The organism is Companilactobacillus sp. FL22-1 (genome assembly GCF_043951805.1).
GTDB lineage: Bacteria > Bacillota > Bacilli > Lactobacillales > Lactobacillaceae > Companilactobacillus.
Genome location: NZ_JBINJY010000007.1, coordinates 125131 through 151168, shown reverse-complemented (window position 1 = coordinate 151168; position 26038 = coordinate 125131). Strand labels below are relative to the sequence as shown.

The 26038-nt window shown below is 37.8% G+C and carries 25 protein-coding genes; 22 read left to right on the top strand and 3 right to left on the bottom strand.

Translation table 11 applies throughout. The features are described from left to right. The first annotated feature begins 7 nt into the window (after window positions 1–7). Window positions 8–403: a hypothetical protein gene (locus tag ACG72T_RS07535; RefSeq protein WP_395265570.1), complete on the top strand. Its 396-nt coding sequence runs from the start codon at window positions 8–10 to the stop codon at window positions 401–403. A 336-nt stretch (window positions 404–739) separates the two neighbouring features. After that, window positions 740–1570 (top strand): triphosphoribosyl-dephospho-CoA synthase, encoded by an 831-nt coding sequence (locus tag ACG72T_RS07530; RefSeq protein WP_395265569.1) that lies wholly within the window; start codon window positions 740–742, stop codon window positions 1568–1570. A 156-nt stretch (window positions 1571–1726) separates the two neighbouring features. On the opposite strand, the gene ACG72T_RS07525 is transcribed toward ACG72T_RS07530, so the two are convergent. Beyond that, the gene (locus ACG72T_RS07525) at window positions 1727–3028 is read right to left on the bottom strand and encodes an N-acetylmuramoyl-L-alanine amidase (RefSeq protein WP_395265568.1); all 1302 of its coding nucleotides are present in this window, start codon (window positions 3026–3028) and stop codon (window positions 1727–1729) included. A gap of 403 nt (window positions 3029–3431) precedes the next feature. On the opposite strand from ACG72T_RS07525, the gene hisS reads away from it, so the two are divergent. The 6 genes from hisS (at window position 3432) to ACG72T_RS07495 (ending at window position 9639) form a co-directional block, all read left to right on the top strand. After that, the gene (hisS, locus tag ACG72T_RS07520; RefSeq protein WP_395265567.1) at window positions 3432–4703 is read left to right on the top strand and encodes a histidine--tRNA ligase; all 1272 of its coding nucleotides are present in this window, start codon (window positions 3432–3434) and stop codon (window positions 4701–4703) included. Window positions 4704–4705: 2 nt separating this feature from the next. Beyond that, window positions 4706–6475: an aspartate--tRNA ligase gene (gene aspS / locus ACG72T_RS07515; RefSeq protein ID WP_395265566.1), complete on the top strand. Its 1770-nt coding sequence runs from the start codon at window positions 4706–4708 to the stop codon at window positions 6473–6475. Window positions 6476–6760: 285 nt separating this feature from the next. Beyond that, complete coding sequence (gene msrB / locus ACG72T_RS07510; protein ID WP_395265565.1) at window positions 6761–7201, top strand: peptide-methionine (R)-S-oxide reductase MsrB; 441 nt, start codon at window positions 6761–6763, stop codon at window positions 7199–7201. Then, entirely contained in the window at window positions 7201–7719 is a 519-nt protein-coding gene (gene msrA / locus ACG72T_RS07505; RefSeq protein WP_395265564.1) for a peptide-methionine (S)-S-oxide reductase MsrA, read from the top strand. The genes msrB and msrA overlap by 1 nt, the downstream gene beginning before the upstream one ends. A 65-nt stretch (window positions 7720–7784) precedes the next feature. Next, window positions 7785–8663 (top strand): YitT family protein, encoded by an 879-nt coding sequence (locus ACG72T_RS07500; protein ID WP_395265563.1) that lies wholly within the window; start codon window positions 7785–7787, stop codon window positions 8661–8663. 79 nt (window positions 8664–8742) lie between these two features. Continuing rightward, window positions 8743–9639: a deoxyribonuclease IV gene (locus tag ACG72T_RS07495; protein ID WP_395265562.1), complete on the top strand. Its 897-nt coding sequence runs from the start codon at window positions 8743–8745 to the stop codon at window positions 9637–9639. Between the two features lie 57 nt (window positions 9640–9696). Here ACG72T_RS07495 and ACG72T_RS07490 read toward each other — a convergent pair whose 3' ends face one another. Beyond that, window positions 9697–10977 carry a PTS sugar transporter subunit IIC gene (locus ACG72T_RS07490; protein WP_395265561.1) on the bottom strand — a complete coding sequence of 427 codons (1281 nt, stop codon included), beginning with the start codon at window positions 10975–10977 and terminating at the stop codon, window positions 9697–9699. 202 nt (window positions 10978–11179) lie between these two features. Next, on the bottom strand, window positions 11180–12001 hold the full coding sequence (locus ACG72T_RS07485; RefSeq protein WP_395265560.1) for a pyruvate, water dikinase regulatory protein: 822 nt from the start codon (window positions 11999–12001) through the stop codon (window positions 11180–11182). A gap of 122 nt (window positions 12002–12123) precedes the next feature. Between ACG72T_RS07485 and rpsU the strand changes: the two genes are divergently transcribed. The 14 genes from rpsU to ACG72T_RS07415 all read left to right on the top strand — a co-directional run bounded on the left by rpsU (window position 12124) and on the right by ACG72T_RS07415 (window position 26026). Further along, window positions 12124–12306 carry a 30S ribosomal protein S21 gene (gene rpsU, locus ACG72T_RS07480; RefSeq protein WP_010019742.1) on the top strand — a complete coding sequence of 61 codons (183 nt, stop codon included), beginning with the start codon at window positions 12124–12126 and terminating at the stop codon, window positions 12304–12306. Window positions 12307–12417: 111 nt separating this feature from the next. Next, window positions 12418–13395, top strand: a complete 978-nt coding sequence (locus ACG72T_RS07475) for a PhoH family protein (RefSeq protein ID WP_395265559.1) — start codon at window positions 12418–12420, stop codon at window positions 13393–13395. A gap of 15 nt (window positions 13396–13410) precedes the next feature. Then, a complete protein-coding gene (gene ybeY / locus ACG72T_RS07470) occupies window positions 13411–13881 on the top strand; it encodes an rRNA maturation RNase YbeY (RefSeq protein ID WP_395265558.1) in 471 nt (156 codons plus the stop codon). A gap of 103 nt (window positions 13882–13984) precedes the next feature. Beyond that, a complete protein-coding gene (locus tag ACG72T_RS07465) occupies window positions 13985–14386 on the top strand; it encodes a cytidine deaminase (protein ID WP_395265557.1) in 402 nt (133 codons plus the stop codon). Window positions 14387–14388: 2 nt separating this feature from the next. Continuing rightward, window positions 14389–15303, top strand: a complete 915-nt coding sequence (gene era / locus ACG72T_RS07460; RefSeq protein WP_395265556.1) for a GTPase Era — start codon at window positions 14389–14391, stop codon at window positions 15301–15303. Further along, entirely contained in the window at window positions 15303–16061 is a 759-nt protein-coding gene (recO, locus tag ACG72T_RS07455) for a DNA repair protein RecO (protein WP_395265555.1), read from the top strand. Before era ends, recO begins: the two co-directional genes overlap by 1 nt. A gap of 223 nt (window positions 16062–16284) precedes the next feature. Next, a complete protein-coding gene (glyQ, locus tag ACG72T_RS07450; protein ID WP_395265554.1) occupies window positions 16285–17196 on the top strand; it encodes a glycine--tRNA ligase subunit alpha in 912 nt (303 codons plus the stop codon). After that, the gene (gene glyS / locus ACG72T_RS07445; RefSeq protein WP_395265553.1) at window positions 17189–19249 is read left to right on the top strand and encodes a glycine--tRNA ligase subunit beta; all 2061 of its coding nucleotides are present in this window, start codon (window positions 17189–17191) and stop codon (window positions 19247–19249) included. Before glyQ ends, glyS begins: the two co-directional genes overlap by 8 nt. 267 nt (window positions 19250–19516) lie before the next feature. Then, window positions 19517–21343, top strand: a complete 1827-nt coding sequence (gene dnaG / locus ACG72T_RS07440) for a DNA primase (RefSeq protein WP_395265552.1) — start codon at window positions 19517–19519, stop codon at window positions 21341–21343. Between the two features lie 21 nt (window positions 21344–21364). Continuing rightward, window positions 21365–22483 carry an RNA polymerase sigma factor RpoD gene (rpoD, locus tag ACG72T_RS07435; protein WP_395265551.1) on the top strand — a complete coding sequence of 373 codons (1119 nt, stop codon included), beginning with the start codon at window positions 21365–21367 and terminating at the stop codon, window positions 22481–22483. A 137-nt stretch (window positions 22484–22620) separates the two neighbouring features. Then, window positions 22621–23223, top strand: coding sequence for an NADPH-dependent FMN reductase (locus tag ACG72T_RS07430; RefSeq protein WP_395265550.1), 603 nt, complete (start codon window positions 22621–22623; stop codon window positions 23221–23223). Between the two features lie 115 nt (window positions 23224–23338). Continuing rightward, on the top strand, window positions 23339–24535 hold the full coding sequence (locus ACG72T_RS07425; RefSeq protein WP_395265549.1) for a class I SAM-dependent methyltransferase: 1197 nt from the start codon (window positions 23339–23341) through the stop codon (window positions 24533–24535). A gap of 8 nt (window positions 24536–24543) precedes the next feature. Then, window positions 24544–25233, top strand: a complete 690-nt coding sequence (locus ACG72T_RS07420; RefSeq protein ID WP_395265548.1) for a tRNA (adenine(22)-N(1))-methyltransferase — start codon at window positions 24544–24546, stop codon at window positions 25231–25233. Between the two features lies 1 nt (window position 25234). Then, a complete protein-coding gene (locus ACG72T_RS07415; RefSeq protein ID WP_395265547.1) occupies window positions 25235–26026 on the top strand; it encodes a Nif3-like dinuclear metal center hexameric protein in 792 nt (263 codons plus the stop codon). The last annotated feature ends 12 nt before the right edge of the window (window positions 26027–26038 follow it).

Here is a 26038-nt window from a genome sequence, read left to right as displayed (position 1 = left end):
TGTAACGATGGAAAATAAACTGAACAAATTGTCATACGATCAAGTCGTAGCAATTCATTTAGCAATTGAAGATAGTGACGAGATTACTTTTAGTGAGAAACGTTTGCAAAGTAATATTGAGTTTTTGAACCAATTCGATAATTTGAATGAGTATTTAACTCATTTATTCTGTACCGTCATTTGTGATGATATTTTTGAAAAATATAATACTCAAACTGCTATTGCGGCGATGGATTTCTTCTTACGACGCAATGGATACAGCTTGAATTTGACTGACAACCAAGAAAAAGAAACGATCCTTGGCCTGGTAAAGACGATTAAGGATAGTCGTGAGTTGAAAAAAACAGAATTAAATTATATTCAATCGCGATTAGCTGATTGCGTTCATCCTTATTCGGAGTAAGTCTTTGAATTAAATAATAATTTGTTTTTGTAAATGTTTTTAGCGTAGAACAATGGCTACTTACGTAGCTGCTGATTCTACGTTTTTTTTTTCAAAAATATTAATAAGTGGAATAATAAAAAATGAAAAATATCCCATAGGCTTCATTAATTAGCTGGATTATAATAAATAAATGTCATAGAATAACGTGGGAGATGTAAATATATTTTTAATCGATGTGAACCTAATATGCCAATCGTTAACAACGGTCTTGCCAGGACCTTTTTCAATGTCTTCACTCGGTTAAAAAGGTCATCTTATTACATCAAATTTTGATTAATGAAAAGGTGATTGTGTATGAAAAGTGAGTCGGATCTTTCTAAAATTGCCATAAAGTCGCTTCTATATGAATTAAATTTACAACCAAGGCCATGGTTGCTAGAGCCAAGCGACGCTTCTTCAAATTCAGAGCAAGCAATTCATCAAGCAATAGACAAGGTTTATACTCTGAAGCCTTATTTCATTAAGTTTGTTCAACTTGGAGAATATTTCGACGGTGATAGATTATCAGAATTGTTTGAATCCTTGCGTACTTTGGGAAAACAAGCGGAAAACGTTTACTTGCCTGAAACTAATGGCGTAAATCCCAATCAAGGTGCGCTTTTTTCACTGGGGATACTTTTGACGGCCGCTGGATATGATCAAGAACATCTGCAAGAAACTGTCAAAAAGATGTTAGTCGATCTTGATAACGAGCAGCCTGAAGAGCTTGAAGAAAAGACTGACTTGATGCCAGGTGAGAAGTTATATTTGAAATATGGCATCGGTGGAGTACGTTCTGAAGCTATAAAGGGGTTTCCAACAGCTTTTGATATTGCTTTGCCATTCTTAAAGAGTCGTCACAATGACAACTTTGAGCGAAATCTTTTAGATACATTGATGGATATTGTAGCAGAAACTGACCCCAAGGTTATGATTATGCCTGATAAGGTTGAAGAATTAAAAAACATGCAAGGTTATGCCAAGGAAATTTTACGGGTCGGCGGCTGCAATCGGACTGAAGGACGTCAACTATTACAAGAAATGAACAGCTATTCCAATGAGAATAAACTGGGTCTTGGTTTTTACAAAGATATACTAATTGTTACGATTTTTTTATATTCACTTGAAATTGAGTCAAATTATTAATTTAAATAAATATGCATAGCATTTTAAAAGCAAATCTATGGAAGATTTGCTTTTTTTACGAGTTTAAGTCACATAAAAAAGTTCGGTGAGGATTTGAAAAAATTTCCCACCGAACTTTTATGCTAAAGAGGCTGTTTTGTCACAGCTATATTACTGTTATTTGAAATATTCTTTGAGACCATTTGTAACATCTTGCGCAACCTTTTGTTTGTACGAGTTGGAGTTAATGTACTTATAATCCGCAGTCGAATTGATATAGCCTAGCTCGATCAAGATTGATGGTTGGCTGTTATAGTGCAAGACATAGAGGTCTTTCTGAGCAGTTCCACGGTTACCGATAGCCAAACTCTTCAATTGTGAGTTTATATCATCGGCTAACTGACCGTCTTTATTCTTATTATAGTAATAAGTTGTGACGCCTGAACCGGCATTAGCTTGAGCACTGGAATCAAAGTGTAAACTGATGAAGGCATCCGCTTGCATCTTGCTAGACAAACGAGCTCTTTGCCCAAGAGTCTTACTTTGATCACCAGTCCGGGTCAAAATTACCCGTGCACCTGTTTTAGCCAGTTCTTGTTGAATAGCTTTTGCATAAGCTAAAGTAAAATTCTTTTCATAAGTATCTTTTTTAGACTCAGCACCAGAATCGTCGCCACCATGACCAGGATCGATCACGATAGTTGCTTCTGAAATATTAGTTGCGGCGGATTTAACAGCACTCTTAGTTCCAGAAATCGTTACGACCCAGCTGGCAACGTAACCGACTGAACCGTCAGAATCTCTAACTTTGTACCATTTGCCGTCTTTACCCAAGTAATCGAATTGTTTACCAACTTTGGCTGTTTTAACTACTCGTCCGTTTTGATCAGGTTCAATTCGTAACTTAGTATTGGGTTGGGTGACTGTAACTTTTTTAATTCCATCATCTGAGTTGTCACTCGTTGAAGTGGAACCAGAAGTTTCTTGGGTACCTTGGATGAAACTCGATTTGACCCAACCAGCAGTACCATTGTAAAGGATTTGTGTCCAATCTTGTTCTTGATACATAATGGTAACTTTTTGTGATTGTTCAATCGTACCCAAGACGCTGCTGTTCTCATCAGCACCTTTGAAGACGGTTGTATTAGGAACCTTTATGATCCCAACTTTATTAGTAGCTGAGCTAACATCAGTATTATCGATCAGCCAGCTGGCAACCCAGCCAATTTTATCTCCGGACAATCTTACTTGATACCACTTGTTCTTTTCATCCAAGATGGCTAATTTGTCACCTTTTTTTACCTGTCCCATGTTGGCATAGGAAAGACCAGGGCCAACTCGGACATTAACTGAATCAGACTGTACAACGACAGCATTGGCACTTGCTAGGGCGACAGTTGACCAGCTTGACAGAGCAATTAAGAGCAAAATAGCAACAAGGATCCGGTTTTTAATAAAAAACTTTATAATTTTTTTCATTTAACTGATTCCTTAGTGTCAAATTACTGACATTTCTATAACTATATATTACTTAATATGACAACAAGTTGAAAGATTAGATTGCAAAATTTTTGATAAATTTTACACTTTTTCTTGCTGTTTGAAAATAAAAGTGAAATCGCTGATAAATTTTAGGAGAAAACGTTAACATTGGTTGATTGGCTTGACAACGTCTGTATTTTTGGATAGTTTATAAGTATATTCTTAATCAAATAAATCGTTTTACAGAGAATCTGGTGGCTGAGAGCAGATAACGACTGATTGTGTGACTTTTTTATCGTTTGGCAGGCGTTAACTGCAGCAAAAAAACTAGGTGGTACCGTGCAAAATGCACCCTTGTCTTATTTAGACAAGGGTGTTTTTTATTTAAGGAGGATTTTTTATGCGCTATCAAAAACCTAAAGGAACGATGGACATTTTGCCAGGAGATTCTCAAAAGTGGCAATATGTCGAAGCAATCGCTCAAGAAACTTTTAATAAGTATCGTTTTTCTGAAATTAGAACACCAATCTTTGAATCATATGAAGTCTTTGAAAGATCATCAGGCGATACCTCAGATATCGTTTCCAAAGAAATGTATGATTTTAAAGACAAAGGTGATCGTCATTTGGCTTTACGTCCTGAAGGAACAGCGGGAGTAGTTCGGGCTTATGTCGAAAATAAACTTTATGGACCAGAACATGTTAAACCATATAAAGTTTGGTACAAGGGCCCAATGTTTAGATATGAACGTCCACAATCTGGGCGTCAACGTCAATTCCACCAAATCGGAGTCGAAGCTTTTGGATCTGACTCACCAGAATTAGATGCCGAAATTATTTCTGTAGGTTTGGAATTCTTAAACCGTTTAGGTATTAAGAATTTGAAAGTAGCTTTGAATACGCTAGGCGATCCGGAATCAAGAGCCGCTTATCACAAAGCTTTAGTTGATTATTTCACACCTTTTAAAGATCAATTGAGTGAGGATTCAAAGATTCGTTTGGATAAAAATCCTCTAAGAATTCTTGATAGTAAAGATGAGAATGATAAGAAGTTCGTTGCCAATGCGCCATCAATTTTGGATTATTTAAACGAAGCTTCAGCAAAGAGATTTGAATATCTCAAAGGTTTGCTCGAAGACTTAGGTATTAATTACGAAGTAGATTCGACCATGGTTCGCGGACTTGATTATTATAACCACACGATTTTTGAATTTATGGTAACTGATCCAGCTTTTGGCAACAAGGAGATCACTGTTTTAGCCGGTGGTCGTTATAACGGATTGGTCGAAGAATTAGGTGGTCCGGAAACACCAGGTATTGGTTTTGGCCTAGGGGTTGAACGTTTGATGTTGTTATTGAAGGATGAAGACTTGCCAAGTACAGACGATTTGGATGTCTATCTGGTAACTATCGGCCAAAAAGCTGAACGAGCTTCAGTTAAGATTCTCTCTAGCTTACGTAGAGCTGGATTCTGTGCTGATAAGGATTATTTACAACGAAAAATTAAAGCTCAGTTTAAGACGGCCAATAATTTGCACGCTAAATATACTGTCACAATCGGTGATACAGAACTAGAGAATGATACAGCCAATGTTAAGAACATGGCGACTGGTGACCAAGTTAGCGTTTCATTAGAAAACTTAGCAGCAGAATTGAAAAAGATCGAGGGATAATTATGGAAGAAAGAACTGATTACTGTGGCAACATCACAGAAGAATATGTTGGTAAACAAGTTTCTTTAAGCGGCTGGGTTCAACGACGCCGCGATTTAGGTAATTTGATTTTTGTTGACTTAAGAGACTACAAAGGAATCGTCCAATTAGTTTTCAACAATGATCATCAAGCAGCACTCCAAACCGCTGAAGAGCTTCGTTCAGAGTATGTCATCAATGCGATTGGGACTGTCAGACTTCGTGGTGAAGGCGCTACTAACGACGATATGAAAACTGGTAAAGTTGAAGTTGTCGTTGAAAAGGTTGAAATTCTCAATAAGTCTTTGACACCACCTTTTGAAATTAAAGATGATATTGATTCTTCTGAAGAAACTAAGTTGAAGTATCGTTACCTTGACCTTCGTCGTCCAGAGATGCAAAAGGCCATCAGAACTCGTGCTCAGATTAAACATTCTGTTAATGAATATTTGTACGATAACGGCTTCATTGATATCGAAACTCCTAACTTGACACCATCAACACCCGAAGGTGCCCGTGATTATTTGGTACCTTCACGTGTCTACCCAGGTAGATTCTTTGCATTGCCACAATCACCACAATTGTTCAAACAATTATTGATGGTCGGTGGTTTTGACCGTTACTTCCAATTGGCTCACTGCTTCCGTGATGAAGATCTTCGTGGCGACCGTCAACCAGAATTTACTCAAATCGATATCGAAACTAGTTTCATGAGCAAAGAAGAAATCCAAACTGTTACTGAAGGTTTGATTGCTCGAGTTATGAAGGATGAAAAGGGTATTGAAGTTAAGACTCCTTTCCCAAGAATTAACTGGGACGATGCCATGGATCGCTTCGGTTCTGACAAACCCGATGTTCGTTTTGGTATGGAACTACAAAATCTTAATGATGTTTTTGCCGATACAGAATTCAAAGTCTTCAAAGGTACCATTGACAATGGGGGTCAAGTTAAGGCTATTGTCGTTAAAGATGGAGCTGACAAATATTCCAGAAAGAATATTGAGGCTTACCAAGAATATATCAAACGTTTCGGTGCTAAAGGTTTAGCCTGGACTAAATTCAATGATAATGAGTTAACTGGTGGCGTTGCTAAATTCATCAAGCCTCAAGAAGCTGCCTTAGTTGAACGTTTAGGCCTTGAAAATAATGATCTATTACTATTCGTTGCTGACAAGAAAAAGGTCGTTGCCGATGCTTTAGGCTACTTGAGAAATGCGATTGCCAAAGAACAACATCTTTATGATCCAAATGAATTTGCCTTTATTTGGGTAGTTAACTGGCCATTATTCGAATATGATGAAGGTATTCAACGTTGGACTGCCGCCCATCATCCTTTCACTATGCCAAATGAAGAAGATGTTCACTATCTAAATGATGGCGAAGATCCACATAAAGCTTACGCTCAAAGTTATGATATCGTGCTCAATGGTTATGAACTCGGTGGTGGATCAATTCGTATCCATGACTACAAGATTCAAGAAAAGATGCTCAAGGCTTTGAACTTTACTAAAGAAAAAGCTTATGAACAATTCGGCTTCCTATTAGATGCCTTGCAATATGGTTGTCCTCCACATGGTGGTTTGGCAATCGGTTTGGATCGTTTCGCTATGTTATTATCTGGCAAGGACAATATCCGTGACGTGATTGCTTTCCCTAAGAATTCAAACGCTACCGAACCAATGACACATGCTCCGCTTGAAGTTGCCAAACAACAATTGGATGATTTGGGCATTGAAGTAAGTAAAAAGGATTAATGTGATTAACACAAACTGCAATTAACTAAACTTGCAAGATAGATTTTGCAAAGCAACAAATTATTTCTAGATTAAAATACCAGTGGGTCAACTATTATTGATGGTTGAGGTACTGGTATTTTTTATCCTGTATTTAAATACATTTCTGATGTTCTTAGATAATCCTTTGATTAATTGATATTTTGTTTAGTTTGCTTTTTAATTGCACACAATTTAAGCAAATAGCTAGAAAAAAATTAATGAAAGCTTATACTAGTTACATAAATAGAGAAGGAGTGTTTATTTATGAAGGAATTTAAAAAAGATCTAACCAATCTGAATGAAGAAGAACTTGAAGTAACCCAACATGCTGCCACAGAGCGTTCTTTTAGTGGAAAATACGATGATTTTTACAAAAAGGGCATCTATGTTGATGTTACTAGTGGTGAGCCATTGTTCTCATCAGCTAAGAAATACGATGCTGGTTGCGGTTGGCCATCATTCAGTGAACCAATTGCTAAATTAAAGGAACGTCGTGATACTCGCTTGAGTCGTGAAAGAACGGAAGTTAGAAGTGAAAGTGCTGACTCACATTTGGGACATGTTTTCACCGATGGACCTCAAGAATTAGGTGGTTTACGTTATTGTATTAATTCAGCTGCCTTGAAGTTTATTCCATATGAAGATATGGATGACCAAGGATATTCCGATTATAAGAAATATGTTGATGAAGGGGATGCTGATTAATGAAAAAAGAGACTGCCATTTTTGCTGGGGGCTGCTTTTGGTGCATGGTAAAGCCTTTTGACGAACAACCAGGAATTATTTCAGTTGTTTCCGGTTATTGCGGAGGTCATGTTGCCAATCCGACCTATGAACAAGTTTGTACCGAGACTACAGGTCATGCCGAATCTGTTGAAATCACTTACGATGCCGACGTTGTGTCTTATCAAGATTTGGTTGAAATTTATTGGCAAATAGCTGATCCAACCGATGCAATGGGCCAGTTCCAAGACCGTGGTGATAGATATCGTCCTGTTATTTTTTATCAGAATGAGTCACAAAAAGAAATAGCCGAGGCCTCGAAAAAAGCTTTAAGTGAATCAGGAGAATTTTCTGAACCAATTGTTACTCAAATTCAACCAGCGACGACTTTTTACCCTGCTGAGGACTATCATCAAGATTTTTATAAGAAAAATCCAGAACGCTTTGAACTCGAAGAGAGCGGCGGTCGAGCTGATTTTATTAAAAAACATCGTAAATAGTCTGAAATTCCCGTCATTTGTGCTAATATGTTTAGGTAACTAAGACAACTAGGAGAACTTTTAGTATGGGCGAGATTGATAAGCTGATTGAAAGACATCAGTACTTATCTAAAGTATCAATAGCTTTTTTGTATTCAATTGCGGTATCGATTGCGGTTAATATGTTCTGGACGCCGGGCGGGATTTATGGTTCTGGTGTAACTGGTGCAGCCCAATTGATTTCTACCGTTTCACATCGCTGGTTGCCGTTTAATTTGTCAACAGCGGTTATGTACTTTGCACTTAATGAACCACTATTCGTATTGTCGTGGCGAAAAATCGATCATAAGTTTACTGTTTTCACGGTGATTGCAGTAGCTTTAGCCAGTTTGATGATGCATTTATTGCCACCTGTTAGAATCACTGCTGATCCGCTTGTTTGTGCCATTTTTGGTGCAGTAGCGAATGGTTTCGGTACCGGAATGGCGCTGAGAAATGGTATTTCTACCGGTGGTATCGATATTTTGGGAATTATTTTACGAAAGAAAACTGGTAAGAGTGTTGGTACGATCAACATTATCTTCAATATCTTCATTGTTGCCTGTGCTGGTTTTCTCTTCGGCTGGGTCCATGCTCTCTACAGTGCGGTCAGTATCTTCATCAACGGACAAGTTATTGATATGATTTACAATAAGGATCAAAAACTTCAAGTTATGATCGTAACTTCAAAACCAAAGAATGTTATTACGCAAATTCAAAATGAGATGCGTCGTGGTATCACGATTGTTCATGATGCAGAAGGTGCCTATAAGCATGAAGAAAAAACAATTCTTTTTACAGTAATTTCCCGTTCAGAATTACATGACTTAGAAAATGCGATGTCATTATCTGATCCACATGCCTTTGTTAGTGTGACCGATACTGTTAAAGTTATGGGACGTTTCTATCAGGCACATATTTATTAGAATTTTAGGTGAGACCGTCAGGTTTCACTTTTTTTGTTATGCTATACTTTTGATAGTTAAATTCAGGGAGGTTTTTAGGATGATTATAGGTTCACATGTAGCGATGAAAGCACCAAAGATGTTAGTTGGCTCGGCACAAGAGGCTCACAGTTATGGCGCTAATGCGATGATGATCTTTACCGGGGCGCCACAAAATACTCGTCGAAAAGATGTTTCAGAAATGAAGATTCCAGAGGGCCAAAAACTTTTGAAAGAATACGGAATTGACCATATTATTGGTCATGCCCCTTATATTGTTAATCTTGGTAACACGGTCAAACCAGACAAATTACCTTTTGGGATCTCTTTTATGCATGATGAATTTATGCGTTCGGATGCTTTAGGTATTGAAGCGTTGAGCTTTCATCCCGGAGCACATTTGAATCAAGGGCCAGAGGTGGCTTTGAAACAAATTGGCCAAGCTTTGAATGAAGCTATTATGCCGGATCAAAAAGTCAGTGTTGCGATTGAAACTATGGCTGGTAAGGGAACGGAAGTAGGGATCACTTTTGAACAAATTGCTGAAATTTTTGATAATTGTCAACAAAACGATAAATTGTCAGTCACAATGGATACTTGTCACATGAACGATGCCGGCTACGACGTTAAAAATGATTTTGACGGCGTTTTGAATGAATTTGATCACATTATTGGGTTGGATAAACTTTCCGTTATCCACTTGAATGATTCCAAGAATGAAATGGGGTCGCACAAGGATCGCCATGACAGTATAGGTTTTGGAACGATTGGTTTTGATGCTTTGAATTATGTTGCCCACCATCCACAGTTGGAAAATGTCCCTAAAATTATGGAAACGCCTTATGTTAAAAAAGACGAAAATGATAAAAAGGGTGTTGCTCCATACAAACTAGAAATTGAAATGTTAAAAGCAGGGCAATTTGATCCTGAAATGAAAGATAAACTGAGAGCTCAATAGACTTTTCCCAGACAAAAATAAAGGACCTAATTATTAAATTAGAGGCCCTTTATTTTTTTACGAATTTACAGGTAGATGGTCTGTCGTTGTTTGAGTTTCATTTTGGGCATTCTTTAGTTCGTCAGCAACCATCTGTTTTTCGGCTACTTTAAAGAATGGATAATACATTGCTCCAGCAATAATTAATTCAATAGCTGACCAAACGGCGGCACGCCAATCCCAACCTGTGGCCATCAATGGTCCGATAATTGGAGGCATTGTCCAAGGCACCATGGCTACAGGAGCATTCATCAGACCTAAGCTGATTAAAATGTAACTACCAGTGGCTAATACCAATGGAATAATGATGAAAGGTATCATCGTCAAAGGATTCATAACGATTGGGAAACCAAAGATAACGGGCTCGTTGATTTCAAATAAGGCGCCTGGAAAAGCTACTCGTCCTAAATCGCGGTACGTTCGACTCTTGGAAAAGAGCATCAATAATACCAAGGTGATTGTGGCACCAGTACCACCAACGTTGACCATTAAACTAGAAAAACCGGCAGCTGTCGCGTAGGGCAGTGGTTGATGGTGAGCAAAGGCGGTTGCATTTGCAGCGAGAAATTGTAAAAAGATAGGGTCAGCAATTCCTTCTAGCGTCATATCACCGTGAATACCACAGACCCAAAGTAAACTGACCAAGAAAGTATAGACTAAGATTCCCGGTAAGGTGTTCATCGCAAACAATAATGGATGGAAAATCGATTGAATTACTTGGTTGATATCGATGTGTAAAGGCATTCTGATGACCCAAAAGAGTAACAGGATGACAAAACCAGGCAGTAGTGAAACGAATGAATTTGATACCGCCGTGGGAACACCATCAGGTAGTTTGATGACAATATTCTTTTTGATGAAGAAATTAAAAATAGTTACTGAAATCATTGCTGTAATAATAGCTGTAAATAAACCTGATGATGAAAAATTATCAGTGTTGAGTTTGAATTTATTATCGAATGAGACGATAACAAAGGCCATAGTCGATAACCCAGCGCCAGAAATTGGATCGATCTCTAACGATTTAGCCAATTCAAATCCGATACCGATAGCAGCTAGTAACGAAATGATTCCAAAAGAACCATTGACGGCGACGCTGATCATATTCATATAAGGCTTGATCAGATTAGTCCAAGCGGCAATCGGGATATTACCTAAAATAAGAAAGATACTCCCACTGATAATAGCTGGAAGCGTTAGTACAAGACCGTTACGAATCGAGACTAAGTATCGATTGTTACCGACTTTAGACATCGGCGGCATGATAGTTCCTTGAAGCCAATCCATGAATTTGTTCATGAAAAATCCCCCCTCTTAATAGTTGCTCAATTCAGTTGACAACAAACAAGAGTATAAACCTGGAATCGTTTGCAAACAATAGGTATATACCAAATTTAGTAAATATTTTTAATTATTTATAATTTTCGGATTAATGAAATAAAAAAACCTCTGATTCAAAGTTTCGAGTCAGAGGTAATAGGTTAGTAACTTGGATTATTTTTTAACTATTTTTGTAGCCATTGAAATTCAATTTTTCCATAATGATGGCTGCGGTCTCTTCGATTGAACGATCAGCAACATTGATCACCGGACAACCTAATTTTTGATAAATATCATTCGAGTAGTCGATTTCTTTTTGAATCTCGCCTTCATCTGAATAATTAGTATCAGGATTTAACCCGTAGGCAATCATTCTTTGACGACGGATTTTTAATAGAACATTCATATCGTTAGTTAAGCCAATGATCTTTTGCTTGTCAACCGCCCATAATTGCTCTGGGATGGCCGTTGCCGGTGATAGTGGTAGATTAGCTACCTTAATGTTTTTATTGGCTAGATAAAGCGACAGTGGGGTTTTCGAAGTTCTGGAAATACCAAGTAGAACTAAGTCGGCTTCGAGGAAACCTTTTGGATTTTGACCGTCATCGTTAGTAATAGTAAACTCCATTGCAGAGATCATATCGAAATAGTCTTTATCCAATTCATGCAACAAGCCTTTTTTACGCAAAGGTGTTTGATGACTGATCTGTGAATATGTTCCAATAATGGGATTTAAAATATCATAATAGACGATGCCATTCTTTTGACAAAATTCATTGATATTTTCACAGATTTCTTTTGAGACAATTGTATGTAAAATCACCGCATGGACGTCTCGAGCCCGATTTAAGATCCTTTGAAGCTGATCATCTTTTTTTATAAAGGGATATTTAGTGAAAGTTGTATCCATTTCTGGGAATTGTATGAAAGCTGCTCTAGCAACTCTTAAAGCGGTTTCACCAACACCATCAGAGAGAACAAAGACATCTAATTTTTGTTTCATAGTAAATTCCTCCAAAAAAATGTAAAAAATTATTTGAACATTATCTTCTTTTTGTTATAATAACATATGAACTGCAAGAGCAATAGACAGTTACGTTAGAAATCGGAAGGAGGGATTATCATATGGCAAAAACCGTCGTTCGTGAAAACGAGTCGCTTGATGATGCTCTTCGTCGATTCAAACGTTCCGTTTCAAAGAGTGGTACTCTTCAAGAATATAGAAAACGTGAGTTTTACGAAAAGCCAAGTGTCAAGAGAAAGTTAAAGTCTGAGGCTGCTCGTAAGCGCAACAAGAAACGTCGTTAATCGATAGTTTCAAAAGGTTAAAACAATTTACTTTGTTTTAACCTTTTTTTTGTCAAAAAAATCATCTGTTGTGCTATCATTCAAGGTAATACATGGAAGGGTTGGACTTTATTGACAGAAAAAGTTGAACAAATTAAAAAAAGCATTCAAATCAGAAATCCGCAAAACGCTGTAAATCTATTTGGAGTTAATGATAGTAATTTACATTTAATTGAGGAAGGGTTAGATGTTGAAATTCATGCATTCGGTGACCGTTTAGATGTGACGGGAACTGAGGAAAATGTTGATCATGCACTGGCTTTACTGAAAAAACTAATGGAATTGGTTCAAACTGGAGTTAGCCTTGGGGCGGCCGATATCGTCAGTGGCTTGAAAATGGTCGAAAGAGGGACTTTAGATTACTTTGGTGACTTATATAAAGATGAGTTGATCAAGGACTTCAGCGGTAAACCGGTCCGGGTCAGAAACTTTGGCCAACGTCAGTATGTGAATGCAATCAATCACAATGATATTACCTTTGGAATTGGTCCTGCTGGTACTGGTAAAACCTATCTAGCGGTAGTTATGGCAGTCGCTGCACTCAAGCAGGGTAAGGTTCAAAGAATCATTTTGACTCGTCCAGCTGTTGAAGCAGGTGAGAGTTTAGGCTTTCTACCAGGAGACTTGAAGGAAAAAGTTGATCCATATATGCGACCAATTTATGATGCACTTTATGCTATTATGGGCTCTGATCATACTAGTCGCTTACTGGAACGTGGTGTGATCGAAGTAGCACCGTTAGCTTATATGCGTGGTCGTACTTTGGATGAAGCCTTTGTAATCTTGGATGAGGCTCAAAATACGACTCGTGAGCAAATGAAAATGTTTTTGACACGACTCGGTTTTGGTTCCAAAATGATCGTTAATGGTGATATTTCTCAGATTGACTTGCCTGGTCATGCCCGTAGTGGGTTAGTGCAAGCACAGGCTATTTTGAAGAATTTGCCACACGTGGAGTTTGTAAACTTCAGTTCAGCCGACGTGGTGAGACATCCAGTTGTGGCTGAGATCATCGATGCTTATGAAGATTCAGATAAAATTGAAAAATAACTATTGGGGATTATTATGGATTTAGAGATATATAATGATGATAATTTGATCGACCAAGCACGTGAAGCTTGGGTCAAAGATATCGTTTCATTTACTTTCAACAAATTGGATTTAAAAGATAGTACACAATTGTCGATTCATTTCGTGACGAAAGATAAGATTCATGAAATTAACAAAGAATATCGTGACACTGATCGTGCAACAGACGTAATCAGCTTTGCCATCAACGATGGGGAAGACTCTTTAGATTACCTCGAAGCACAGATTCCTGATCTGCCAGTTGACTTAGGCGACCTCTTTATCAGTGTTGAAATCGTGGCTGAACATGCTAAAGACTATGAGCATTCATTTGACCGTGAACTAGGTTACACAATTGTTCATGGAATTTTGCATTTGAATGGTTATGACCACATCAAACCAGATGAAGAGAAAGTCATGATTGGCTTACAAGAGAAGATTTTAAGTGCATATGGTTTAGAAAAATAAATTTTTTAAAGAATATTGGGCAATAGTCTGATATTCTTTTTTTGAAACAAACTTCTGTTATATAATTATTACCTGAGATACACAAAAAAGGAGACTGGAACTAGTGGAAATTACTGAAAAGCAGTTATTTGAAGTTGCCCACCAAGCAATGCAACACGCCTATGCACCATATTCACACTACACGGTGGGAGCAGCCATTTTGTGTGATGATGGCAAGATCTATTCGGGAATCAATGTGGAAAATGCCTCATATGGTTTGACCAATTGTGCCGAACGAACAGCAATTTTTAAAGCCATTTCAGAGGGAGCAACACATGTTTCCAAGATTTTGATCGTCAATGGAACTAACGAACTTTCAAAGCCTTGTGGTGCCTGTCGTCAAGTTATGAGTGAATTCATGGGACCAGAAGATACAGTCTACTTGACCAATAACAGCAACGAATATCGTGAGTATATTTTTAAAGAAATTTTGCCACTAGCATTCAGTGATAAGGACATGGATTAATTATGGATAATAAAAATTATAAGTCAGGATTTGTCGCAATTATTGGACGTCCTAACGTTGGTAAATCAACTTTTATGAACCGAATCATCAAAGAGCAGATTGCCATTACTTCACCAAAAGCTCAAACTACCAGAAATAAGATTCAAGGTATTTATACTGACAATGAACGTCAGATTATTTTCCTCGATACACCGGGAATTCATAAACCACACAACGACTTGGACCAATATATGGACAAGGCGGCGATCTCTGCTCTTAAAGAAGTCGATGCCGTCTTATTTATGACTGAAGCGGGCGAACAAGCTGGCCCTGGCGATAAGTTCATTATTGAAGAATTGAAGAAAGTCAAAGCACCTGTTTTCTTAGTACTCAATAAGATCGACTTGATCAATCCAGATGAAATGGCACCTCAAATTGACGAATATAAAGATTTGATGGACTTTGCAGAGATTATCCCAATTTCCGCTACTAATGGTAATAATATTGAAGATCTTATCGATACTTTGACGAAACATTTGCCAGTTGGTCCACAATATTATGCTGATGATCAGATTACTGACCATCCGGAATACTTTATCGTCGGTGAGTTGATTCGCGAAAAGATCCTAGAAGATACTAGAGACGAAATTCCTCATTCAATTGCGGTGGTGGTCGAATCGATGAATCAACGCAGTGAAACCGGCAAGCTACAGATCGAAGCAAATATCTATGTCGAACGTGATAGCCAAAAGCCAATCGTTATTGGTAAAGGCGGAGCCATGTTAAAGAATATTGGAATCGGTTCACGAATTAAAATTGAACATCTGTTAGGTGAAAAAGTTAATTTGAAACTTTGGGTCCGGGTTAAGAAGAACTGGCGTGATGATAAAGCCTTCTTAGCAAGTGCTGGTTACTCATTGAAGGATCTGAAGGATTAATGGCCAACTCGCCAAATAACTTTTTTGGTATTGTCGTACGCCGGCAGCGTTACAAAGAGCGAGATGCTTTAGTCACTATTTTGACTCGAGAATATGGTTTCAAAACTTTTTTGGTTCGTGGAACACAAACGGCCAAATCAAAGATCTCTGGCGCCGTTATCACTTTCTCATATGGTGAATATTCAGGCGTGATTCGTGAAAGTGGCTTGTCATATCTTAATTCGGCTAGTGATGTTAAACAGTTCACTGAAATTGTCCAAGATATTGAATTGAATGCCTATGCGACCTTTTTGTTTGATTTATACCATGAGGCGTTTGTTGATGACCCAGTGCCTGATGATTGGTATCGCATGCTCTTTAAGGCTTTGTTGTATATCGAGAATGGTTCTGATGCTCAGATCATCGTGAATATCATGCAGATGAAATTATTAAAAGCCTTTGGAGTAGAGCCTAATATGGACGCTTGCGTGGTTGGTGGCGAAACAACTGGAGACTTCGATTTTTCGGTCTTGTTGGGAGGATTACTTTGTTCTAAGCATTATGACAACGATATCCATCGTCTGCATATCCCCAAGCGCATCATCTATTTCTTGCGTCTTTTCAGTAAAATTGATTTGGACAATGTTGGTCGTATTGAAGTTAAAGAGAATAACAAGGATCTGATTCAACATGCTATTGACTCAATTTACTTAGGGACGGTTGGCTATTATCCCAAGAGTAAAGTTTTCATCGACAAAATGAAACGTTGGCGACTGTAATTGACAATTCATTCAAAAATGGTATATTGATTTATGTTGAAACAGCGACGAAGGACAGTGAGAGCTTCGATCAGATTTATGGCGAACAATTTTTAATTCGAATATAAAAGTGCAGGACTTTAGTCCTGAATTAGGGTGGAACCGCGAATACTCGTCCCTTGCAGAAAGTGCCTAAGTGTACACTGCAAGGGATTTTTTTGTCTTCTACCTGAAGGGAGAAAAAATGGTAAAGAAGTTAAATATTCAAAACATGATTCTTACGCTTCAAAAATTTTGGGGTGATAAAGGTTGTATGTTGATGCAAGCATACGATACAGAAAAAGGTGCCGGAACAATGAGCCCTTATACATTCTTACGGGCAATTGGCCCCGAACCTTGGAATGCGGCTTACGTTGAACCTTCAAGACGTCCCGCTGATGGCCGTTATGGTGAAAACCCTAACCGTTTATACCAACATCATCAATTTCAAGTTGTCATGAAACCAGCTCCAGAAGATATTCAAGAGTATTATCTTGATTCACTGCGTGCTTTAGGTATTGAGCCACTTGAACATGATATTCGTTTCGTTGAAGACAACTGGGAAAATCCTTCAATGGGTTGTGCCGGTGTTGGTTGGGAAGTTTGGCTTGATGGAATGGAAGTTTCACAATTCACATACTTCCAACAAGTCGGGGGCTTACAATGTCACCCAACAACTAGTGAAATCACTTATGGTGTTGAACGTTTAGCTTCATATATTCAAGACGTGAACTCAGTTTATGACTTGGAGTGGGGCGATGGCGTACTTTATGGCGATATTTTCAAAGAACCTGAATACGAACACTCAAAGTATTCTTTTGAGGAAAGTAACCAAGATATGTTGTTCCACTTCTTCGATTCTTATGAAAAAGAAGCTAACCGCTTGATGGACTTAGGACTAGTGCATCCTGCTTACGACTATATTTTGAAGTGCTCACATACATTTAACTTACTTGATGCCCGTGGCGCAGTTTCAGTTACTGAACGTGCGGCCTTTCTTTCAAGAATTAGAAAGATGGCCCACAAGGTAGCCAAAGCCTTTGTTGAAGAAAGAAAGAAACGTGGCTTCCCACTTTTGGCAAATAGCAATGCAGTAAAGGAGAACGAAAATGACTAAAAATTACTTGTTAGAGATCGGCTTAGAAGAAATGCCAGCTCATGTTGTGACAAAGAGTGTGAATCAATTTGCCCAAAGAGCAGAAAAATTCTTGAAAGAAAACCGTATTTCTTTTGATTCAATCGAAAAATTTTCTACTCCTAGACGCTTGACGATCTTAGTCAAGAGTATTGCTGAAAAACAAACTGATATCGACGTGAAAGCTAAGGGACCTTCAAAGAAGATTGCTCAAGATGCCGATGGTAATTGGACTAAAGCTGCGCAAGGTTTTGCCCGCGGACAAGGGATGAATCCCGATGATATCTTCTTTGAAGAATTAAAAGGCGTTGAATACGCTTATATTCAAAAACATGAAGATGGTCAAAAAGTTGAAGCTGTTTTAAGCCACATGGATGAAGTCATTAAAGCAATTACTTTCCCAACTAGAATGCGTTGGGGTTCATATGATTTCGAGTATATCCGTCCAATCCACTGGTTGGTTTCTTTACTTGATGATCAAGAAGTTCCTGTTAAAATTTTGGATATTACTTCTGGTCGCATGACTCGTGGTCACAGATTCTTAGGTGAAGATGTTGAGATCGATAGTGCTTCAAATTACGTTGAAAAATTAAAGTCACAGTTTGTTATCGTTGATGCTAAGGAACGTAAACAAATTATTTCTGACCAAATTAGTAAAATTGCTACTGATAATAACTGGAATATTGACGTTGATGCTGACTTGTTGGAAGAAGTTAACAACTTAGTTGAATTTCCAACTACTTTCTATGGTTCATTCGATCAAAAGTACTTAGAGATTCCTGAAGAAGTACTGATTACTTCTATGAAAGATAATCAACGTTACTTCTATGTTCGTGACCAAGCAGGAAAACTTGCTCCTTACTTTATTGGAGTTAGAAATGGTAATACCGAACATATCGAAAATGTTATCCGTGGTAATGAAAAAGTTCTCGTTGCCCGTTTGGAAGATGCCGACTTCTTCTTCAAAGAAGATCAAAAGAAGACTATTGCTGACTACGTTGAAAAACTGAAGACAGTTAACTTCCACGTTAAGATCGGTACAATGTACGAAAAAATGGCTCGAGTTCACCAAATTGCGGCACATTTAGCAGAAATTTTCCAATTGGATGCTACAGAGACGAAAGATTTGCTTCGTGCCAGTGATATCTACAAGTTCGATCTCGTAACAAGTATGGTTGATGAATTCCCTGAACTGCAAGGAGTGATGGGTGAAAAGTATGCTGAGATTATGGGTGAAACAAAAGCTGTTGCTCAAGCAATTCGTGAACACTACATGCCAATTTCAGCTGAAGGAGCTTTACCAGCAAGTAAAGTTGGGGCTGCTTTAGCAATCGCTGATAAGATCGATTCATTGGTTACTTTCTATGCGGTTGACTTGATTCCAAGTGGTTCAAACGACCCATATGCATTACGTCGTCAAGCTTATGGTATCGTTCGGATCCTTGATCAATATCAATGGTCATTGAACCTCGAAGACTTGCAAGATTATTTGAAAGCTAATTTAACAGTTCCAGCTCAACTTGATTTAAATAAGAATGAAAAAGCTATCAATGAGTTCATGATCGACCGGGTTCGTCAATTATTGAATCAACGTGGTATCAGAAACGATATCGTTGATGCCGTTGCTTCTGGTTCTAACGTTGACCCAATTGCAATGATCGACGTGGCTGAAGTTCTCCAGAAACATGCTACTGACGATGACTTCAAGGTAGTTATGGAAGCCTTAGGCCGAATCGTTAACTTGTCTAAGAAAGCTAAATTTGGTTATTCAGATGACTTAGCAGTTGATGATAATTTGTTTGAAAATCCATCAGAATCTCAATTGAAAGAACAAGTTGATCAAGTTAGTGATGAAAATGCGGAAGCACTCTTTAAACAATTAGCAGCATTGCGTCCAGTGATTGATTCATACTTTGATGAAAATATGATTATGGCTAAAGATGAAAAAGTTAAGAATAATCGTTTAACACAATTGGTCATTGCCAATCATTTGATTGCTAACTTAGGCGATTTATCTAAGATCGTGACAAAATAGTTGTGTTGCTACAATAATATTGATACTAAAAAGTTGAATCGAATGATTCAACTTTTTTGTTTTAAAGTATCAAATAACGTGACTTTTAGTATCAACCGTGTATAATAGTTATTTGACAAGTGGCTAGTGGTCCCAGTTTGCACTTTTTGTGGGAGCACTTTTTTATTTCTAGTCGCTGGTGGAATAATGCAACATGTTTGTTTTCCAAAAATGAATGTGTTAGATTATGTTTCGCTCTATTTGTAAACATATGAGGAGGTGACGGCCATGGCAACGAGAATTCCTCAGGAATTCATTGATGAGGTTACCTCGAAGACGAATATCGTCGACGTAGTTAGCAAATATGTACAATTGAAGAAGTCAGGTAAGAATTTGTTTGGACTTTGCCCGTTTCACGAAGAACGAACTCCATCGTTTTCAGTAGCGGAGGACAAACAAATTTTTCATTGTTTCAGTTGTGGTCGTGGTGGCAATGTTTATAAGTTCATCATGGAGATGGAGAACAAGACTTTTCCAGAGGCAGTGATCGAAGTTGCCCAGATGGGAAATATTCCGGTTCCTGATCAATATGAAGCTACCAATAACCAGTATCAAAATTCTGACAGTCAGACTTTGTTAAAAATGTATGCCGAAGCAGCTAAACTGTATTCGCACATTTTAACCAAGACAGAGAACGGTACTCCTGCCATGAGGTACTTGAAAAGTCGGGATTTATCGGATGAATTGATCACAACTTTTGGCATTGGCTATGCTCCCAATAACAATGACCTGTTATTGCAGTTCTTTAAGGATCGTGATATCAGTGAAGATGTTTTACGAAAATCGGGGCTGTTTGCCGAAAATCAGGCGGGGGAGTTATTTGATCGATTCCGTGATCGAGTGATGATTCCTATTACTGATGAGTCGGGCAATATCATTGCTTTTTCCGGACGTATTTTAGATAAGGAAGCATCTACCGCCAAGTATCTCAATAGTCCAGAAACCGAGATCTTCAATAAAGGGAAGACTTTGTTCAACTTGAATAATGCTAAAAGAGAGATTCGAGAATCGGGCAGTGTGATCTTGTTTGAAGGCTTCATGGATGTCATTAGTGCTTATAAGGCTGGCGTCACTAATGGTGTGGCTTCGATGGGTACAAGTTTGACTGACCAACAGCTTTATGTCTTGAGTCGATTGACTCAAAAAATCAATGTTTGTTATGACGGTGATGATCCTGGAGTTGAAGCAACTTATCGAGCTTTGACACAGTTGACTGATGAACGTTTCACTTACGGTGTGATCAGTATTCCTGATAAAAAGGACCCTGATGAATACATTCGCAGTGAAGGTTTTGAAAAGTTTCAGAATTTAGCTAATAATGGTGTACAGACACCAATTGCCTTTATTTTGAATTACTTCAAGCGCAACTATAATCTGAATAATGAACACGATCAATTAGAGTTTTTGAACCAATCATTGCGAGAAATCGTAAAATTAAAGTCTCCGGTCGAAATAGATATGTATGTTGGTAAAGTTGCCGAGGAGATGCAAGTATCTAAAGAAGCAATCAATAAAGAATTAGATGCTTTGCGGCGACAAATGGCAATACAACAGCCAGCCAACAATTATAAGCACGTTCAACAAAAAGCTTTGGAACAAGTAACTTCTAGCGTCAAGCCTAAGTATGACCGTTTAGAAAAATCTGAACGTTACTTATTATATTGGGCGCTTAATTTCCCTGAAGTGAGGATCAACCTAAAAGGGGAAGGCTTTACTTTTGTTCATCAAAGTTATCAACGAGTTTTTGATAAATTATTGTCATATGTTGAAAAAAATGATGTGAATGATGATGAAATCAATGTTTCTGACTTCATGAATGTTTTAGATGATGATGATAAGAATCTTCTAGCGGATCTGGAAATGATGAACATGCCGGAAGAGTACAGTGACGAAGAAATTGAAGACTACGTCAAAAATGTCAAAAATTCGAGTCTCGAGACACAATTAAAAGAAATCAACGAACAATTAAAAAGGGCGGCGATGGTCGGTGACAATAAGTTACAGATCGAGTTAGTCAAGAAATTGGTTGATGTACGAAGAATCCTAAGTAATTAAGCATACTGGAGGAAAATATATATGGCTACAGCAAAAAAACCAGCAGTATCAAAAGAATTGGAAGCAGCAACTAAGAAACTGATCAAGGATCTTAAGAAGAGCGGTAAGATTACTGAAGATGATTTGAATGAAAAGATCATCAAACCTTATAAGCTTAAAGGCGACGCTTTAAATAATTTTATTAGTGAATTGGAAGATGTCGGTATTGGTGTTGTTGACGACAAAGGTAATCCTTCTAAATTAGCTCTGATCAAAGAAAAGAGCGAAGAAAAGAAGAGCGATAAAGATGATACTACAGCTCCTACCGATATTAAGGTCAATGATCCTGTAAGAATGTACTTGAAGGAAATTGGTCGAGTTCCATTGTTGAATGCTCAACAAGAAGTTGACTTAGCTTTGAAGATCGAACAAGGCGATGAAGAAGCTAAACAAAAACTTGCTGAAGCCAACTTACGTCTGGTTGTTTCGATTGCTAAACGTTACGTTGGACGTGGGATGCAATTCTTGGATTTGATTCAAGAAGGTAATATGGGACTTATGAAAGCCGTTGAGAAGTTTGATTATCGACTAGGCTTCAAGTTTTCAACCTATGCAACCTGGTGGATCAGACAGGCAATTACTCGTGCAATTGCTGACCAAGCTAGAACCATCCGTATCCCAGTTCACATGGTTGAAACTATCAACAAATTGATCAGAATTCAACGTCAATTGCTTCAAGATTTAGGTCGTGAACCTTTACCAGAAGAAATTGGTGCTGAAATGGATATGCCTACTGGAAAAGTTCGTGACATCTTGAAGATTGCTCAAGAACCAGTTTCATTGGAAACACCTATTGGTGAAGAGGATGACTCTCATTTAGGTGATTTCATTGAAGATTCTGATGCAACTAGTCCTGAAGATCACGCATCATATGAGCTTTTGAAGGAACAACTTGAAAACGTGCTTGATACTTTGACTGACCGTGAAGAAAACGTCTTACGTCTTCGTTTCGGTTTGGACGATGGCCGGACAAGAACACTTGAAGAAGTTGGTAAAGTCTTCGGTGTTACTCGTGAAAGAATTCGTCAAATTGAGGCTAAAGCTCTCAGAAAGTTGCGCCATCCATCAAGATCTAAGCAACTTAAGGATTTCCTTGAGTAATAAAATTTTACATAACGAATAGATTTGAAAAACATGTTGCTGGTATTTCTAAAGTAGCATGTTTTTTTGTGTCTTGGCAAAGACAGTTGCTTTCTTGGTTTGCTATAATGGACTTTGCGTTAAGGAGGAAATTGAAAATGTCATTAGAGATTGGAATTATTTTAGGTACGGCTAGATCGAATTCATTGGGAGAAAATATTTTAAATTATTTGAAAACAACTTTTAAAGATAGTGCAGAGGTTCATTATACTTGGATGCCTTTAAAGGATTACCCATTGCCATTTTATGACCATGAAGAAACTCCTCTAGAGGGACACATCAGCAATTTGAATGAAAACGAGCAAGCTTGGCTAAATACTATTGCGAAGCAAGATGGCTACATCATTCTGTCACCAGAGTATGATCATGGAATCAGCGGAGCTTTGAAAAACGCTTTAGATTTTATTGGTCCAGAAGTTGATCATAAACCAGTTCAAATTGTAACGTATTCTTACTATACCGATGGTGGAATGTTGGCGGCCAGAGCAATAGTGCCAATTCTACAAATGTTAGAGATGATAGTTTTGCCAAAACCAGTGTTATTGTGGGAGGCAAGTAAGAATTTTACTGATCAGGGTGAATTGAATTTAGAAGTTGCCAACAGTGACCATTTTCAAAAACGCCTCAATGAAGCCTTTGAAGATTTAACATTTTATACTCGAATTTTAAAAAACAATCCGTATTTCCGTAAAAATAATTAACCTATTATGAAATAATCAGACAATTAATAAAATGTGTTTCTGGAAATGACCTTTTTATTTATATTTTTTCATGATTTGTTTTACAATGGAATCATATATTTTTTGGAGGATTTTTATGTTAGATAAGAAGATTTATGATGAAATATTTTCACGTTCCTTTACCATACCGATTAAAGTTATCTTTTGGGATGGCAAAGAAAAGAGTTATGGACCACAGGGAAAATCTGATATAACAATCAAATTTAATGACAAGGTTCCAATTTCCGATGTTGTAAAACATGCTACTTTAACTTTAGGTGAAGCATACATGGACAAAAAGATTGAAATCGAAGGTTCAATTCAAAAATTGATCACTTCGGCATATACGCAGTCTGACAGTTTCATGTCCAGTATTAAATTGAAGAAATATATTCCTAAGTTCAGTCATACTGAAGAAGAAAATAAAAAAGAAATTCAAGAACATTATGATATTGGTAATGATTTTTATAAGTTATGGTTAGATAAAACTATGACATATTCTTGTGCTTACTTCCGAACACCAGAAGATACCTTGGAACAAGCTCAGATGAATAAGGTTCACCACATTTTGAATAAGCTCAATACCAAACCAGGTGAGACAATCCTTGATATTGGCTGTGGCTGGGGAACAATGATGTTCACTGCTGCTAAAGAGTATGGCCTTAAGGCTAAAGGTGTTACTTTAAGTCAAGAGCAATATGACTTTGTTAACCAAAAGATACAAGATGAAAATCTTACAGATCAGATGGAAGTTATTTTGGCAGATTACCGTGAAGTTAACGAAAAGTTCGATCATGTCGTTTCAGTCGGGATGTTCGAACACGTTGGTAAGGAAAACTTACCTGGATACTTCGAAACAGTCAAAAAGCTTTTGAAGCCCAATGGGAATGCTTTGATTCACGGTATTACTGGTCAACATTACGGTGTTGGTGTTGATGCTTGGCTAGTTAAATATATTTTCCCAGGTGGTTATATTCCTGATGTAAAAGAAAATGTCGGTAATATTTTGGATGCCGGTTTACAAATTGATGATTTAGAACCACTTCGTCGTCACTATCAAAAGACGGTTGAAATCTGGGATCATAATTTCAGTAAAGTGAAAGATCAAGTTAAGGAAATGTATGGCGAAAGATTCGTTCGAATGTGGGACTTGTACCTACAAGCCTGTGCTGCTTCCTTTGAAAGTGGTAACATCGATGTTATCCAGTACTTATTGACTAATGGCCCAAGTGGCACAGCTATGCCAATGACACGCGAATACATGACAGACTTAGATAAAAAGACTGCAGAATAGAGGTTAAAGTGACTTTACTATCAAAAAGATTACAAGCCGTTTATCAAATGGTTGACGCAAATACTAGAGTGGCTGATATTGGATCAGACCACGCTTATTTACCTGTGGAATTGATTGAGCAAAAAGTTGCCAATTTTGCAATTGCCGGAGAAGTTGCTCCAGGGCCGATGTCACGCTCCAAGGCTGATGTTGATAAATTCGGCTTGAGTAAGCAGATCGATGTTCGATTGGGTGATGGTTTAGCTGTCATTCAACCAGAAGATTTAATTGATACAGTTGTAATTGCAGGTATGGGTGGAATTTTGATTCAAAATATCCTAACGAATGCGACTGCAGAACAATTATCACATGTGAAAACCTTAGTGCTGCAACCCAATATCGGTGAACCATTGGTTCGGCATTGGTTAGTTGAAAATGGCTTTGCAATCATTGATGAAGATATCGTGGAAGAAGATCATCACGATTATGAAATTATTAAAGCTACTAAAGTCACTAAGCCACTTGGTCTGACAGAAGCTCAATTCCTAATGGGTCCAGTGTTGATGGAAAAGAAAACTGCAAGCTTTGTCAATAAATGGCAACGCAAATTAAATGGCTACCAAAAGGCAGTCAATAATATGCAACATGCTAAAAAGATCGACCAAGCAAAAATTGATGTGATGAACCAATATATTAAATATATTGAGGAGATACTTTAAAATGGTAAAAGTTCAAGATGTTATCAATCGAATCGAAGAATTTGCTCCCTTATCAATTAAAATGGATGGTGATCCAACAGGCTTTCAATTAGGTGATCGCCAACAGACTGTCAATACAGTCATGACGACTCTGGATGTGCGTCCTCAAGTTGTGGCTGAAGCAATTGAGAAAAACGTAGACCTAATCGTTGCTCACCATCCAGTAATGTTTCATGCAGCCCATAATTTGGACCTAGCTTCACCACAAAATCAAATGTATCGTGACTTGTTGTCACACAATATCTCAGTTTACGCTAGTCATACTAATCTGGATAAAGCACATGATGGGATGAATGATTGGCTGGTTGAGGCTCTTGATCTCCAGAACATCACTTTCCTTGATGAAAATGATGACTATTCAATTGGCCGGATGGGTGAAGTTGCAGAACCTATGGACTTAATCGACTTTGCTAAGCAAGTCCGCGATGCCTTTCATGTCCAAAATTTGCGTTATGTGAAATCTGACCGCAATCAAAAAGTTCAAAAAGTTGCTGTCATCGGTGGAGATGCTGGTAAATTTTATCCAGAGGTTTTAAAAGCTGGAGCTGATACTTTTATCACTGGGGATGTCTATTATCATACTGCCCACGATATGATGGCTAATGGTTTGAACGTAATCGATCCTGGTCACCATATTGAAGCAATCTTTATTAAGAAAATGGCTTCTATTTTAAATGATTGGAAAAGGTCTAATAAATTAAGCTTAGATATAGTACAATCAGAAGTGGATACGGAACCATATAATTTCTTATAGGGAGTGTATAAA